The following is a 14999-nucleotide window of genomic DNA, read 5'->3' on the forward strand; positions in this document are numbered from 1 at the left end:
TACCCGGGTGCTCCTGCCACCGAGATGGGTCACGGATTCACGACGCGTCCGATCGCCTGCGCGGTGGCCGGGCCGACGCCGTGGTCACGGGCGGCGAGCAGGTCCTCAGGGGTGTCGATGTCCGAGCGCAGCCCCGGCCAGGGCCCGGCCAGCTCGACCGCACCGGAACGGCGATGACGCCGCGCGGAGTCGGGTCCGAACCGCGGTTTAAGCGCGACTCCGAACGCGAACAGAGCCGAGGTTCCGGTGCCGTGCCGGTCGGCGACGAAACTGCGCGGATGCGCCCGCGCCGCGGCGATCGCCTCGGCCAGTTCGATGGTCTGCAGACAGGGCAGATCACCCTGTAAAGCAACGATATTCGCGCTCTGCCGGCGGGCCACTGCCTCGGCCGCGTTCAACGCGTTGTTCAGTGGGTCCCGATGGCCCTCCGGTGTCGGGTCGGTGAGCACGCGGGCGCCGGTCCTGCGGGCGGCCTCGGCGGCATCGCGGTCGGGGGTCACGACCAGCACCGAGCGCAGGGCTGGGACGGCCATGGCAGCGGTGATGGTGTCGACGAGCATCGCCAGCACGACGTCCTCGCGGGCCGCGGCCGAAAACACCGGAGCCAGCCGTGTCTTGGCAGCAGTGAGCCGCTTGACCGCGATCACCAGGCCGATGTCGGCGCGGTTGATGTTCATGCCGCTCACGAGCGCCATCCTGCCAGTCGGTTATTCCCGGTTAGTCTGAAGCCGTGGTGGAAGCAGCGGTAATGGGGGCCGGGGCCTGGGGAACAGCCCTGGCCAAGGTGTTGGCCGATGCCGGCAACAACGTCACGTTGTGGGCCCGCCGGGCGGAGTTGGCCGACGAGATCAACCGGACCCACCGTAACGCCGGCTACCTGGATGTCGCGCTGCCCCCATCGATTCGCGCCACCAGTGATCCGGCCGAAGCGCTCGGTGCACCGTGCACGGTGTTTCTGGCGGTTCCGTCACAGACCCTGCGGGCCAATCTCGAACTGTGGAAGGGGTACCTCGGCGCCGACACCACGTTGGTGAATCTGGCCAAAGGCATCGAACTGGACACGCTGATGCGGATGAGTCAGGTCATCATCTCGGTGACCGGCGCCGACCCGGGAAGGGTCGCCGTCGTCAGCGGGCCGAATCTGGCCCGCGAGATCGCCGAGGAGCAGCCGGCGGCCACGGTCGTCGCCTGCAGCGACTCCGGCCGGGCGGTCGCACTGCAGCGGGCGCTGGCCACCGGGTACTTCCGGCCGTACACCAACTCCGATGTCATCGGCGCCGAGATCGGCGGCGCATGCAAGAACGTCATCGCGCTGGCCTGCGGAATGGCCGCCGGTGTGGGGCTCGGCGAGAACACCGCAGCGGCCATCATCACGCGTGGGCTGGCCGAGATCATGCGTCTGGGAATTGCGTTGGGAGCCAAGCCCGCCACCCTGGCCGGCCTCGCGGGGATCGGAGATCTGGTGGCCACCTGCACCTCACCGCAGTCCCGGAACCGCTCGTTCGGGGAACATCTGGGCAAGGGTGGCACCATCGAGGCCGCCCGGGAGGCGACCGGAGGCCACGTGGCCGAGGGGGTGACGTCGTGCCAGTCAGTGCTGGCGTTGGCCTCCAGCTACGACGTCGAGATGCCGCTCACCGAGGCGGTGCACCGGGTGTGCCACCGGGGATTGTCGGTCGACGATGCGGTCTCGCTGCTCCTCGGTCGCACCCCCAAGCCGGAGTGAGCGCCGATGACCGGCACCTACGGAGACTCCACACGCAGCGTCAAATCCGTTGTCGCCCAGGGTATTCCGGGCGAGCCAGTGGCACAGCCGCTGGTGCCGGTGGCGGCCTATCACCTCGGCGCGGACGAGGACGAAGCCCTTGACAGCTATGGCCGCAAGTCCAACCCGACGTGGCGGCAACTGGAGTCCGCGCTGGCCCAGCTCGAAGGGGCTGCGCGCGCACTGACTTTCGGTTCGGGAATGGCCGCGCTGACCGCGGTGCTGCGGATCCTGGCCGAGCCGGGCCACACGCTGGTGGTGCCGGCGGACGGGTATTACCAGGTGCGTGCCTACGCCAAGGAGTACCTCGCGCCGCGCGGCGTCACCGTCGTCGAAGCGCGGTGCGACCAGATGTGCGACGCAGCCCGTGACGCGGACGTGGTGCTGGCCGAGACCCCGTCGAACCCCGGACTCGACGTGGTGGAACTGCACCGGCTGGCCATGACGTGCCGGTCGCAGCGGACGGTGCTCGTCGTCGACAACACCACCGCCACTCCGCTCGGACAGCAACCGTTGTCGCTCGGCGCCGACCTGGTGGTCGCCAGCGCCACCAAGGCGCTGGCCGGCCATCACGATGTCCTCGCCGGCTACGTGGCGGGAAGCCACCCCGAACTGATGGAACGCATCGAGCGCGAACGACTTCTCGCCGGGCCCATCCTCGGTGCCTTCGAAGCCTGGCTGGTGCTACGCAGCCTGGGCAGTGCCGGATTGCGGTTCGAGAGACAGTGCCAGAACGCCGCGGCGTTGGCGCTGATGCTGCGTTCCCACCCGGCGGTGCGATCGGTGCGCTATCCCGGCCTACCCGAGGATCCGTCACACGCGATCGCGTCCGCTCAGATGCGGCGGTTCGGCGGCATCGTGGCGGTGGAGTTGGCCGACGCCGACGCGGTGCACGATCTCGTGCGGCGAAGCGCGTTGCTGGTGGCGTCCACGAGCTTCGGCGGAATCCACACCTCGGTCGACCGACGGGCCCGCTGGGGGGACCCCGTCTCCGGCGGGTTCGCCCGGATCTCGCTGGGGATCGAGGACACCGACGACATCGTCGACGACGTCCGGCAGGCACTCGGGGCGGCGTGACACGGGCGGGCCGGTAGCCTCTCTAGGTTGTGACTGCCCGCATCCGAGTCGCCGTCGTCTACGGCGGACGTAGCTCCGAACACGCGATCTCGTGTGTATCCGCAGGCAGCATCCTGCGCAACCTCGACCCGCAGCGGTTCGAGGTGGTCGCCGTCGGCATCACGCCCGAAGGATCGTGGGTGCTCACCGACGGCCGGCCCGAGGCGCTGGCGATCACCGACGGCACCCTGCCGGGCGTCAGCCCCTCGTCTGGCATCGAGCTTGCCCTGGCCGCCGACCCCGGTCGGCGCGGCCAGCTGGTGTCCCTCGGCGACCACGCCGGTGAGCTGCTGGCCTCCGTCGACGTCGTGTTCCCGGTGCTGCACGGCCCCTACGGCGAGGACGGCACGATTCAGGGACTGCTGGAACTCGCCGGGGTGCCGTACGTCGGCGCCGGGGTGTTCGCCAGTGCGGCCGGCATGGACAAGGAGTTCACCAAGAAGCTGCTCACCGCCGCCGGACTGCCGGTCGGCGACCATGTGGTGCTGCGCCGCGGTGCCGCCACCGTGTCGCTCGATGACCGGGAGCGGCTCGGTTTACCGGTGTTCGTCAAACCCTCCCGCGGAGGGTCGTCGATCGGTGTCAGCCGCGTCGTGTCCTGGGACGACCTGGACGCCTCGGTCGAGCTGGCCCGACGTCACGACCCGAAGGTCATCGTCGAGGCCGCCATCCCGGGACGCGAACTCGAATGCGGTGTGCTCGAATTCCCGGACGGGCGGCTCGCGGCCAGCACGGTGGGTGAGATCCGGGTGGCCGGCGTGCGCGGCAGGGAAGACGGCTTCTACGACTTCGAGACCAAGTACCTCGACGACGCCGCCGAACTCGACGTGCCCGCCAAAGTCGACGACGACGTCGCCGACGTGGTGCGGCAACTGTCGATCCGCGCCTTCCAGGCGATCGACTGCCAGGGTCTGGCCCGGGTGGACTTCTTCCTCACCGATAACGGGCCCGTCATCAACGAGATCAACACGATGCCCGGATTCACCACGATCTCGATGTATCCGCGGATGTGGGCGGCCAGCGGCGTCGATTACCCGACCCTGCTGGCGACCATGGTCGACACGGCGCTCGCCCGCGGCACCGGTCTGCGGTAGCGGCTAGCGCGGCGGCGCGCCAACGGGCCCAGGATCCGGCGGGCGGGGCGCAAGAGTGTCGGTGATCGCTTGCGAGAGCACCTGGATCGGTGTCGGGCCGGAATCCGCCGGCAACGTCAGCGCCACGTACACGGGCCGGTCCACGACGAACCAGGTGCTGCGCGAATCTCCCGCCCCCGCTTCGCCCAACCGGTCATTTCCCGCCCCCGCTTCGCCCACCCGGTCATTTCCCGCCCCCGCTTCGCCCACCCGGAACCACTGCACCCCGTCCACCACCTGCACGGGAGTCCCGGATACGAACTCGGCGGGCCGCTCCAGTCCGCACCGCAGGATCAGCGCTTCACCACCGTGCTCCCGCTGCCACGCGGCCGTGCCGGGGGGCGCGGGTTCCACGACCTCGGCGCGCCGGTAGTCGCCGAGCGCGTCGGGCAACGCAGCGACCAACCCCGCGCATTGCGGGCTCTCGGCCTGGGGGGCGGGCAGCGCCGCGATCGCCACCGGCTGAGGCGCCGGCACGCGTTGCCTGACCGCGATCGTGCCGATCACGGCGACCACACTGCCGACGGCGATGATCAGCGCGGCGAGCAGCGCCCACCGCGGCGGACCGTCTGTGGTCGGGCTGTTCACACGTCAAACTCTAGGGGTGCGCCCCGCCGGCGATAGGACAGGTCAGGGTGCGGGTGATCCCGGCAACCTGCTGCACACCAGGCACGATCGTCGTCTTCAGCTCGTCGAGAGACCCCGCGGTCACCCGCACCACCACGTCATAGGGGCCGGTCACGTACTCCGACGACGACACACCGGTCAGCCCCGCGAGCTGTTTGGCGATGACTTCGGCGCGGCCGACCTCGGTCTGGATGAGAACGAAAGCCTCGACCACTGGCGAAATCCCTTCATTGGCTGCATAGACTCCACGCCGCAGGGACCAAACGTACCGCAGGTGCGTCGAGCGTTCAGGACGGCGGGAGGATCGGGCGATGGCGGACGAGGGCGCCGACGACACGCTGTCGCAGTCGGGCGAATTCGCCGTGATCGACAGACTGGTCGCCGGCCGTCGCCAGCCCCCGTTCGTCGCGCTCGGCCCCGGTGACGACGCGGCCGTCGTCGTCGCGTCGGACGGCCGGACCGTCGTATGCACCGACATGCTCATCGAGAACCGGCATTTCCGGCTGGACTGGTCCACCCCGCACGACGTCGGGCGAAAAGCCATCGCGCAGAACGCCGCTGACATCGAAGCCATGGGCGGGCGGACCACCGCGTTCGTCATCGGATTCGGGGCGCCCGGGCACACCCGCACCGCGAGCGCGGTGGAACTGGCCGACGGGATGTGGCACGAGGCCGAGTCGATCGGCGCGAGCATCGTCGGCGGAGACACCGTCTCGGCACCGCAGTGGGTGGTGTCGGTCGCCGCGCTGGGCGACCTCGACGGTCGGGAGCCGGTGCGTCGCGACGGTGCCCGACCCGGGGACATCGTGGCCATAACCGGTGAACTCGGTCGCTCCCATGCGGGATACGCATTGTGGCACAAGGGAATCGAAGGGCATGCGGCGCTGCGTCGCCGCCATCTCGTTCCCGAGCCGCCCTACGGGCAGGGCCGGATCGCGTCCCGGGCGGGCGCGACCTCGATGACCGACGTCTCCGACGGACTGCTTGCCGACCTCGGGCACATCGCGTTCGCGTCGAACGTGCACATCGATCTCTCCAGCGAAGGTCTGCGTCCCGACATCGAGGCAGTCGCCGAGGCGGCGGCCGAGGCCGGCGCCGATGCGCTGCAGTGGGTGCTCGGCGGGGGAGAGGACCACGCACTGGTGGCCACGTTCCGCGCCGAACCGCCGCCGGGTTGGCGCGTCATCGGCAGCGTGGCGGTTCCGCCCGCTGCCGCCGGTGTCACCGTCGACGGCGCACCGTGGCAGGGAGACCCGGGCTGGCAGTCGTTCTGAGGCCCGCTAAGTTGGCCTCTCGTGACAGCACGTCCTCTGCGGGAACTGATCGACGACGGGTGGGCCGCGGCGCTGGCGCCGGTCGAATCCCAGGTGGCACAGATGGGGGAGTTCCTGCGCGCCGAACTCGCCGCCGGACACCGGTACCTGCCGTCCGGGGAGAACGTACTGCGTGCGTTCACGTTTCCGCTGGACAAGGTCAGGGTGCTGATCGTCGGTCAGGATCCGTACCCGACACCCGGCCACGCCGTCGGCCTGAGTTTCTCGGTCGCGCCCGACGTGAAGCCGCTGCCGCGCAGTCTCGACAACATCTTCAAGGAGTACCGGGCGGATCTCGGCCACCCGGCGCCCGTCTGCGGGGATCTGACGCCCTGGTGCGAACAGGGCGTGATGCTGCTCAACAGGGTGCTGACGGTGCGGCCGGGCACCCCCGCCTCACATCGGGGTAAGGGCTGGGAGGCGGTCACCGAATGCGCGATCCGCGCGCTGGTTGCCCGCGAGCAGCCTCTGGTGGCCGTGCTGTGGGGCAGGGACGCCTCGACACTGCGCCCCATGCTGGGCGACACCGCAGTCATCGAATCCCCGCATCCGTCGCCGCTCTCGGCGTCGCGCGGATTCTTCGGGTCAAAACCGTTCAGCCGCGCCAACAACCTGCTCACCCAGATGGGTGCCGAGTCGATCGACTGGCGTTTGCCCTAGCGGGCGGCGCGCGGGGTCAGCGAGTACGCGCATAAACGAACAGCGGTCGGCGTATCACGCCGACCGCGCTTCGTCACCCGTCGAATGCCTCGCCGGGTCGAGTATCAGCCGCGCGAAACCTTGCCGGCCTTCAGGCAGGACGTGCACACATTGACGCGGTGCTTGTTCCCGCCCGGGCCCGACACCGCGCGCACCGACTGGATGTTCGGGTTCCACCGACGGCTGGTCCGGCGATGGGAGTGCGACACCGACTTGCCGAAGCCGGGGCCCTTCCCGCAGATCTCGCACACGGCAGCCATGTTGAAACTCCTCGAATTAGTACTTAAGGGTTCTTGGGTCGGGGTCTGGATTCCTCCGGCCACCTCAGAGGCGGCGCGACCCGACAACCTGATCAGGATACCGGCCGTCGCAGAGAACACCAAAACCCGGGCCCGCGCTGTGCACAGGCCATCCTGCACGCTTCGGCGCTGTCCCCGCCACTGGCTAGGCTGACGCCGACGTCGGAAGCAGTGTGGAGGTGGGATGTCGGTTCGGCGCCTCGATGCGTCCGCCCTACGGCGCTGGGCGCATGCTGCCGTCGCGGACCTGGTCAGCCACACCGACGAGATCAACCGGTTGAACGTGTTCCCGGTCGCCGACTCGGATACCGGGACGAACATGCTGTTCACGATGCGTGCGGCGTGGGCGCAGGCGGACGCCTGCGACGCCGGCGCGGACGTCGCGGAAGTCGCCGCGGCGCTGGCCGACGGGGCGCTGCGCGGCGCCCGCGGCAACTCCGGGGTGATCCTGTCCCAGATCCTGCGGGCCCTCGCCGAGGTCACCGCGTCCGCCGCTGAAGATCGGCAAGGCGTGCTCACCGACATCAGCGGTGCGCTGCTGAGCGCTTCGCTGCGGCACGCGCTGACGCTCGTCGTCGCATCGATGGGCGAAGCCGTGCCGGGAACCATCGTCTCGGTCCTGCACGACGCGGCCGAGGCGGCCGAGGACTCGGTCCTGGCGGATGCGGACCTGCCTGAGGTGGTGACCGTGTGCGCCCACGCCGCCGGAGCCGCGCTGGATCGCACCCCCTCCCAGCTCGACGTGCTGGCCGACGCCGGGGTCGTCGACGCCGGGGGCCGCGGCCTGGTGGTCCTGCTCGACGCACTGTGCGCGACGCTGACCGGACAGGCGCCGCGCCGGACCGTCTATGCACCCTCGAAAACCCCACCGCCGGCACCGGCAGCGCACACCGGTCCCGGTTTCGAGGTGATGTACCTGCTCAGCGGATGCCAGGTCGAGGGCGTCGAGAAATTACGGGCCCGACTCGACGAACTGGGCGACTCGATCGCGATCGCGGCCTCGGGATTCGGCGGCGATGCCCGCCCCGGGCACTTCTCGGTCCACGTCCACGCCGACGATGCGGGGGCCGCGGTCGAGGCGGGTCTGGCGGTGGGCACCCTGAGCCGGATCCAGATCACGTCGCTGCGCGGTGGTGCGGACCGGCCGGCCGCCGGCAGCTGGAGCCGGCAGCGCGCCGTGCTGGCCGTCGCCGACGGGGACGGCGCCGAAAGCCTGTTCACCGGAGAGGGCGCCGAGGTGCTGCGGCCACGCCCCGATGAGCCGGTCAGCGCTCAACGGTTGCTGCATGCCCTGGTCAACACCGGAGCCGCCCAGGTGATGGTGCTGCCCAACGGGTACGTCGCCGCCGAGGAGATCGTCGCCGGATGCGCGGTCGCCTCCGACTGGGGGATCGACATGGTGCCGGTGCCGACCGGGTCCATGGTGCAGGGCCTGGCGGCCCTGGCCGTCCACGACCCCGAGCGCCGCGTCGTCGACGACGGCTACACCATGGCCAGGGCCGCGGCGGCGGCTCGGTACGGCGCGGTGCGCGTCGCCGCCGAAGAGGCATTGACGTGGGCCGGCGCCTGCAAGCCCGGAGACGGTCTGGGCATCGTCGGCGACGAGGTGGTCATCGTCGGCGACGACCTCACGGCGGCGGCGGCGGGATTGATCGACCTGCTGCTCGCCTCCGGAGGTGAGCTGGTGACCGTGCTGACCGGTGACGGTGTGGATCCCGAGATCGCCGACGCGCTGATCCGGCACGTCCACCGCCACCATCCGGGGACCGAGATGGCGGCCTTCCACACCGGCCACCGCGTCGACGCGGTGCTGATCGGAGTGGAGTGAGATGGCCAAACTCGACGACAGCCTGGATTTCGTGCTCGGCAAGAAGGCCGCAGCGTCGCTCGAAGAGCACCTCGGGCTGCGCACCGTCAACGATCTGCTGCGCTACTTCCCGCGCAAGTACAGCGACGCGATGACCGTCCGAGGCGAAGGCGAGGAGCTCGACCTCTCCGAAGGCGAGCACGTCACCTTCGTCGACGTGATCGAGAAGGCCGAGCTGAAGCGGGCTCAACGCCCGCCGTCGCGCGAGTTCCTCGTCGTCACGCTGCGCGACCGGCGGCCCAAGGTGACGGCCACCTTCTTCAACCCCAAGTACCTGAAGAACACTCTGGTCGAAGGCGCCAAGGTGATGCTCTCCGGTGAGGTCGGCTATTACCGCGGCACCATGCAGTTGACCCATCCGGCGTTCATGGTGCTGAACTCGGCGTCCGGCAAGAAGATCGGCACCAAATCGTTGACGTCGATCGCCGCCACCACCGACGCCAGCGACGACGAGCTGCTGGCCGAGTTCGAGAAGAATTTCTTCCCGATCTACGGGGCCACCGCCAAGGTGCAGACCTGGGAAATCTACGCGTGCGTGCGCCAGATGCTGGCCGTGCTCGATCCCGTCCCCGAAACCTTGCCGGATTGGTTTGTGCGCGAACACGATCTGATGTCCGAGGACGACGCGTTGCGCGCGGTGCACCGCAGCGACGACGCCCAGGAGCGCGCCCGCGCGATCGAGCGGCTGACCTTCGACGAAGCGGTCGGTCTGCAATGGGGTCTGGTGGTGCGACGGCACGGCGAGCTCAGCGCATCAGGGCCGCCGGCACGACGGCGCGACGACGGCCTCATGGCGGCGATGTCGGCGCGGCTGCCGTTCGCTCTCACCGCGGGCCAGCTCGAGGTCCTCGACGTCATCTCGGCCGAACTCGGCGGCGCCCGGCCGATGAACCGCATGCTGCAGGGCGAGGTGGGTTCCGGCAAAACCGTGGTGTCGCTGCTGGCGATGCTCCAGATGGTCGACGCCGGCTACCAATGCGCGCTGCTGGCGCCCACCGAAGTCCTTGCCGCCCAACATGCTCTGTCGATCCGGTCGATGCTGGGACCGCTGGCGGGGGCCGGAGAGCTCGGCGCGGCCGACAACGCCACCCGGGTCGCACTGCTGACGGGATCGATGTCCGCCCAACAGAAACGCGATGCCCGCCGGGAGATCACCTCCGGTGCGGCCGGCATCGTCATCGGCACACACGCGCTTCTGCAGGACGCCGTGGAGTTCGACAACCTGGGCATGGTCGTGGTCGACGAACAGCACCGGTTCGGCGTGGAGCAACGAGACCGGTTGCGCGCCAAGTCCCGTGTCGGCATCACACCGCACCTGCTGGTGATGACCGCCACGCCGATCCCGAGGACCGTCGCGCTCACCTATTACGGCGACCTGGAAACCTCCACCTTGCGCGAGCTGCCCCGCGGACGCCAACCCATCAGCACCAACACGATCTTCCAGACCCAGAAACCGGCCTGGTTGGACCGCGCGTGGGCCCGCATCGCCGAGGAGGTCGCGGCCGGCCGTCAGGCCTACGTCGTCGCCTCGCGGATCGACGAGGACGACAAATCCGACGGCGAATCCGACGGCAATGGGAGGGGCGACCCGAAGACGGCTGCCGGGAAGAAGGACCCCCACACCAGGGCCAAGAACCAGAGCAACGAGCAGGGCCCGCCGCCGGTCACGGTGGTGGAGATGTTCGAGCGGCTGCAGCGCGGCCCGCTGAAGCACCTGCGCCTGGGCCTGATGCACGGACGCCTGTCGGGCGATGAGAAGGAAGCGGTGATGGCCGCGTTCCGGGCCGGTGAGATCGACGTGCTGGTGTGCACGACGGTGATCGAGGTCGGTGTCGACGTGCCCAACGCCACGATGATGGTGGTGATGGACGCCGACCGCTTCGGCATCAGCCAGCTGCACCAGTTGCGTGGCCGCATCGGCCGCGGTGAGCATCCCAGCCTCTGCCTGCTCGTCACCAGGCTGCCCCAGCATTCCAAAGCCGGACAACGCTTGACGGCGGTGGCGAGCACCCTGGACGGGTTCGCCCTGGCCGATCTCGACCTGCGGGAGCGCAGCGAGGGCGACGTGCTGGGGTACTTCCAGTCCGGCCGGCCCATCACGTTGCGGTTCCTGTCGCTGGCCCAACACCTCGAGATCATCCTGGCCGCCCGGGAACTGTGCGAGACCGTCTACGACACTGATCCGCACGACCGGGGCATGGCGACGCTGTCGGCGCCGTTCACCGACACCGATCGGGTCCAGTTCCTGGACATGTCGTGAGCCGTAAGCAGACGCTGTGGCTCGCCGTCTCGGTGCTGCTCGCCGTCATCGTCGCCTACCAGGTCAGCGTCGTTGCGCAGTCGCCGTCGTCCCACATCGCTGTGGCGGACATCCCGACCGTCGCCCCCGGTGCCGATGTGCTGGAAGGCATTCCGATCGTTCCCGCCCGGGTGCGCGGAAATGACTACCGCCGGTCGGCTTTCGGCGAGTCTTGGACCGACGACACCAGCGCCCCGGGCGGGCGCAACGGGTGCGACACCCGCAACGACATCCTGGACCGTGACCTCGTCGACAAGACCTACGTGGCGATCTCTCGCTGCCCCACCGCCGTCGCGACGGGGACGCTGCGCGACCCGTACACCAACGCGACGGTGGCCTTCGTCCGCGGCAACCAGGTGGGCGCCTCGGTGCAGATCGACCACATCGTGCCGCTGGCGCTGGCATGGGATCTCGGTGCGCGGCACTGGACCGACGAGCTGAGGGAGCGGTTCGCCAATGATCCGGCCAACCTGCTGGCCGTGTCCGGTGAGGCGAATCAGGACAAGGGCGACAAGCCGCCGGCGGTGTGGATGCCGGCCAACGGTGCGTTCCACTGTCAGTACGCGATCCAATTCATCGCGGTGCTGCGGGGATACGGGCTGCCGGTGGATGCGCCGTCGGCGCCGGTGCTGCGGGAGGCGGCAGAGACCTGCCCGCGCGGTTGAACGAGGCGAGAAACCGCCGCCGGCGATATCCGCAGCCACCGGTATGCAAGGGGCCATCTGAACTGGACGGCGCTCGCGCGCAGCTCATTCCAGCAGACCCTGGCCCAGGTAGCCGTCCTCGGCGGCGCCGGGCAGGATCGCGAACACCGCCGACCCGATCGTGGTGATCCACGGGTTGAGCGCATCGGCTTCGGCCAGCCTCTGCTGGACGGGCACGAACTGGCGTGCCGGATTGCGTTGGTAGGCCGCGAAGATCAGCCCGGCGTCGGTGGTGCCGGTCAACGGAGGGTCGTCGTAGTTGTAGGCCCGGCGGAGGAACTGCTCACCGTCGGATCGGTGTCGGGCCAACGCCACATGAGAATTGGGGGCAATGACCGGGATGCCGTTCTCCGTGGCGTCCAGATCGGGCTCGTCGCTCTCGTGAGAGCCGGTCAGTGGCGCTCCGGTGGCGAGCCGCCGTCCCACCGTCAACTCCTTGCTGGCCCGGTCGAGTTCGTCCCATGTGTCCAATTCGATACGGATGCGGCGAAGCGCCAGCACCGTCCCGCCGGCGAACCACGGCTGGCCGGAGCCGTCGTCCCACACCAGACGGTCCAGATCGGCGCTCTCCCTCGGATTCACGGTGCCGTCGACCTGCCCCATCAGATTGCGCATGGTGGCGCCCGACGAGTCGGCGCCCCGGGCCGTACGGAAGCCGCTCTGACGCCAGCGCTGGGTCGTCATGGTGCGGACGTTCTTCAACAACACTCGTGCGGTGTGCGCGACGACGAGTGGGTCGTCGGCGCAGATCTGGAGCGCAACGTCCCCGCCACACCACCGCGGTTCGAGGCGGTCGGTGCTGAACCGCGGCAGCTCGGCGACCGAACTCGGGAGCCGATGCGCCAGACCGCTCTTGCCGAAAACCTGCGGACCGACACCGACGGTGACCGTCAGTCGGGCAGGTCGGTGGGCCAGTTCCGGTTCGGTGTCCGCCAGTGCGGGGCGCCCCTGGGTCAGGCGTGCGGCGTCCGCGCTCCACAGCTTGAGGACCGCGGCGAGCGTCTCGCGAAGGTCACGCCCGTGGGTGGGAACGAGGTCCAACGCCACGAACAGGGCGTGGGCCTGGGGATCCTTGCCGACTCCCGCCTGGTGCGGACCGTGAAACGGAATCGTCTCAGTGCCGAATCCTGTTGGCGGACTTGATGATTCTACGGGGGTGCACCCGGTCAGGGATGCCGCACCGGCCAGTGCGGCACCCCCGGTCAGCAGGCGACGCCTGCTGACCAGGGGATGCCGCCGGTCAGCCATGACCGTGTTGGTGGTCACCGGAGGAGTACTCCTCGTCGGCCCCGGCGAAGTCGCGGACCTGTGCGGTGACGGGCAGGGTGGAGCCGTCGCCGAACGCGACGGTGACCTCCACGTCGGTGCCCGGGCGCAGCGGGCCGGCGAGGTCCATCAGCATCAAGTGGTCGCCGCCGGGCGCCAGTTCATGACTGCGGCCCGGCGCGATCGTGATCCCGCCTGCCTTGGGCCGCATGGTGTTGGCGCCGTCGCCGCTGCGGGCGATCTCGTGGATCTCCACCCGCGCGGCCGAGGGCGATTCCGCGCCGACGATGTGCACTTCTGCGCCGCCGGTGTTGGTGAACGTTCCGAACACCGCCGTCATGCCGGTGTCCGCCGCACGTGCCCACTGGTCCTCGACGCTGACTCGCGAAGCCATCGTCGCATCTGTGTCATGGCTCGTCGACGTGCAGGCGGTCGGCACCGAGATCGCCAGTGCCGCCAGGGTGATACCGAGTCGTCTGTCAAACATGGTGTTCCGCCTTACGGCGTTTGGCAGTGCCGATGACGGTGTCAACCGCGATGAACGCGGCCAGGGTGAGTCCCAGCGTCGGTAGGAACCACCCGACGGCCACGGCGGTCACGATGACTGCGCACATCGCGGGTAGGGGGAGCGACCGTAGCCCTGCGCGCAGCGGAGGCCGGCCAACGGCCCAGGCGGAGCCGCGCGTAGGCCTGCGCTGCCACCACATCCGGTAGCCGCGGACGATCACGGTAAGCAGACCCACCGCGACGCCCAGCAACAGCAACCGGTTGAGCAGTCCGAACAACATGCCCATGTGCGCGCGGATGCCCCAGTCGGCGAGCTTCGCGACCAGCGCGTAGTCGCGCCAGTAGTCGATGCGCGCGGTGACCGCGTTGCTGCCGGGGTCGACCACGGCGGAGTTGGTGGTCAACCGGTACGGCTTGTCGATCTCGGTCACGGTGATGCCCTGTCCGTGGTCGGCGGGCACGCTGACTTCCACCGGGAGGTGGACGCCGGCACCGGCCGCGGCGTCGAGTGCGGCGTCGTAGTCGATCGGCGTCGGTGCGGGTACCGGGCCGCCCGCCTGGTGCCCGCCGTGTCCGGAATGCCCGTCCGTGGTCGGCAGTGTGGAATCCAGTTGCGGGCGTTGCCAGTTCAGTGCTGTGCGGATGTCGCTGACGTGGGCGCCGGCGTAGGTGGACCAGGTGATCCCGGTGGCGGACAGAAACAGCAGCCCGGCGAGCAGCCACACACCCGTGGCGCCGTGCCAGTTCAGGGTGCGGGAGCGCCCGCGCCCGCCGCGATCCACGGTCAGGATCCGTGCGGTGCGGCCGCGGCGGCGGTCGTCCGAGGTCTTGGCCAGCCATAGAAACAGGCCCCCGAGCGCGATCACCCAGAGCCAGGACGCGGCGGTCTCGCTGTAGATACGGCCGGGCTCGCCGAGATTGAGATGGCGGTGCAGGCCATCGAGCCACGTGCTCACCGGCAGGTATCCGAACCACGTGGGCAGATCGCCGAGGACCTGCCCGGTGTACGGGTCGACGAACACCGCTCGCAGCATGTCCTCGGCCAGCCCGGGGTCGGCGAAGTAGACGCGGGTGGACTCGGTCGCCGTGGCCGGCGGCCGCAGCCCGGTCGCGTCAAGGTCAGGGAACGCCGAGCGCGCAGCGGTGATCTGTTGGTCCAGGGGCAGCGCGACGTCGCCGGAATCGACGGTCAGAACGTCACGGTAGAACCACTTTTCGACGGTGGGCGCCAGCGCGTACAACGCGCCGGTGACGGCGGCGACCACGAGAAGCGGCGCCACCAGCACCCCTGCGTAGAAATGGAGCCGAGTGGCCAGCGGCCGCCATCGGCGCTTGGGAATCGCCTGAGGCAGGGACAGGTCATCAGACGGGTCGAGGGTGTTCTCGGGAAGGGGCATCGGTGAG

15 protein-coding genes are annotated in these 14999 nt (G+C 69.6%); 8 read left to right on the forward strand and 7 right to left on the reverse strand.

What is annotated here, in order from left to right; translation table 11 throughout:
• Nucleotides 1-29: 29 nt before the first annotated feature.
• Nucleotides 30-677, reverse strand: coding sequence for a 2-phospho-L-lactate guanylyltransferase (cofC, locus tag ACTWP6_RS01835; protein WP_443186771.1), 648 nt, complete (start codon nucleotides 675-677; stop codon nucleotides 30-32).
• 71 nt (nucleotides 678-748) lie between these two features.
• Here cofC and ACTWP6_RS01840 point away from each other — a divergent pair, with 71 nt between their 5' ends.
• Genes ACTWP6_RS01840 through ACTWP6_RS01850 form a run of 3 tightly spaced genes read left to right on the forward strand, consistent with a single transcriptional unit; the run spans nucleotide 749 to nucleotide 3975 of the window.
• Nucleotides 749-1726, forward strand: a complete 978-nt coding sequence (locus tag ACTWP6_RS01840) for an NAD(P)H-dependent glycerol-3-phosphate dehydrogenase (protein ID WP_260751404.1) — start codon at nucleotides 749-751, stop codon at nucleotides 1724-1726.
• 6 nt (nucleotides 1727-1732) lie between these two features.
• Nucleotides 1733-2842 carry a cystathionine gamma-lyase gene (locus ACTWP6_RS01845; RefSeq protein ID WP_260751405.1) on the forward strand — a complete coding sequence of 370 codons (1110 nt, stop codon included), beginning with the start codon at nucleotides 1733-1735 and terminating at the stop codon, nucleotides 2840-2842.
• Nucleotides 2843-2871: 29 nt separating this feature from the next.
• Nucleotides 2872-3975 (forward strand): D-alanine--D-alanine ligase family protein, encoded by a 1104-nt coding sequence (locus tag ACTWP6_RS01850; protein ID WP_260751406.1) that lies wholly within the window; start codon nucleotides 2872-2874, stop codon nucleotides 3973-3975.
• Between the two features lie 3 nt (nucleotides 3976-3978).
• On the opposite strand, the gene ACTWP6_RS01855 is transcribed toward ACTWP6_RS01850, so the two are convergent.
• Together ACTWP6_RS01855 and ACTWP6_RS01860 are read right to left on the reverse strand one after the other, a co-directional pair.
• Entirely contained in the window at nucleotides 3979-4602 is a 624-nt protein-coding gene (locus ACTWP6_RS01855) for a DUF3515 domain-containing protein (protein ID WP_260751408.1), read from the reverse strand.
• Nucleotides 4603-4612: 10 nt separating this feature from the next.
• Entirely contained in the window at nucleotides 4613-4855 is a 243-nt protein-coding gene (locus tag ACTWP6_RS01860) for an Lrp/AsnC ligand binding domain-containing protein (RefSeq protein ID WP_443186683.1), read from the reverse strand.
• A 97-nt stretch (nucleotides 4856-4952) separates the two neighbouring features.
• On the opposite strand from ACTWP6_RS01860, the gene ACTWP6_RS01865 reads away from it, so the two are divergent.
• Together ACTWP6_RS01865 and ACTWP6_RS01870 are read left to right on the forward strand one after the other, a co-directional pair.
• On the forward strand, nucleotides 4953-5915 hold the full coding sequence (locus ACTWP6_RS01865) for a thiamine-phosphate kinase (RefSeq protein WP_443186684.1): 963 nt from the start codon (nucleotides 4953-4955) through the stop codon (nucleotides 5913-5915).
• Between the two features lie 21 nt (nucleotides 5916-5936).
• Complete coding sequence (locus ACTWP6_RS01870) at nucleotides 5937-6614, forward strand: uracil-DNA glycosylase (protein WP_443186685.1); 678 nt, start codon at nucleotides 5937-5939, stop codon at nucleotides 6612-6614.
• Between the two features lie 104 nt (nucleotides 6615-6718).
• Here the strand turns inward: ACTWP6_RS01870 and rpmB are convergent, their stop codons facing one another.
• Nucleotides 6719-6913 (reverse strand): 50S ribosomal protein L28, encoded by a 195-nt coding sequence (gene rpmB / locus ACTWP6_RS01875; RefSeq protein ID WP_104864700.1) that lies wholly within the window; start codon nucleotides 6911-6913, stop codon nucleotides 6719-6721.
• Nucleotides 6914-7136: 223 nt separating this feature from the next.
• Between rpmB and ACTWP6_RS01880 the strand changes: the two genes are divergently transcribed.
• From ACTWP6_RS01880 to ACTWP6_RS01890, 3 genes are read left to right on the forward strand one after another with little or no spacing between them, the layout of a single operon-like run.
• Entirely contained in the window at nucleotides 7137-8780 is a 1644-nt protein-coding gene (locus ACTWP6_RS01880) for a DAK2 domain-containing protein (RefSeq protein WP_260751416.1), read from the forward strand.
• Between the two features lies 1 nt (nucleotide 8781).
• Nucleotides 8782-11079 (forward strand): ATP-dependent DNA helicase RecG, encoded by a 2298-nt coding sequence (gene recG / locus ACTWP6_RS01885; protein ID WP_260751417.1) that lies wholly within the window; start codon nucleotides 8782-8784, stop codon nucleotides 11077-11079.
• Nucleotides 11076-11783: an HNH endonuclease family protein gene (locus ACTWP6_RS01890; RefSeq protein WP_260751419.1), complete on the forward strand. Its 708-nt coding sequence runs from the start codon at nucleotides 11076-11078 to the stop codon at nucleotides 11781-11783. Before recG ends, ACTWP6_RS01890 begins: the two co-directional genes overlap by 4 nt.
• 84 nt (nucleotides 11784-11867) lie before the next feature.
• On the opposite strand, the gene ACTWP6_RS01895 is transcribed toward ACTWP6_RS01890, so the two are convergent.
• From ACTWP6_RS01895 to ACTWP6_RS01905, 3 genes are read right to left on the reverse strand one after another with little or no spacing between them, the layout of a single operon-like run.
• On the reverse strand, nucleotides 11868-13070 hold the full coding sequence (locus ACTWP6_RS01895; protein ID WP_443186772.1) for a Dyp-type peroxidase: 1203 nt from the start codon (nucleotides 13068-13070) through the stop codon (nucleotides 11868-11870).
• A complete protein-coding gene (locus ACTWP6_RS01900) occupies nucleotides 13063-13575 on the reverse strand; it encodes a copper chaperone PCu(A)C (RefSeq protein ID WP_260751420.1) in 513 nt (170 codons plus the stop codon). Before ACTWP6_RS01900 ends, ACTWP6_RS01895 begins: the two co-directional genes overlap by 8 nt.
• Nucleotides 13568-14992 (reverse strand): PepSY-associated TM helix domain-containing protein, encoded by a 1425-nt coding sequence (locus ACTWP6_RS01905; protein WP_443186686.1) that lies wholly within the window; start codon nucleotides 14990-14992, stop codon nucleotides 13568-13570. Before ACTWP6_RS01905 ends, ACTWP6_RS01900 begins: the two co-directional genes overlap by 8 nt.
• Between the last annotated feature and the right edge of the window lie 7 nt (nucleotides 14993-14999).

It is taken from the genome of Mycobacterium sp. 4D054, from assembly GCF_052245755.1.
In the GTDB taxonomy this organism is placed as follows: domain Bacteria; phylum Actinomycetota; class Actinomycetes; order Mycobacteriales; family Mycobacteriaceae; genus Mycobacterium.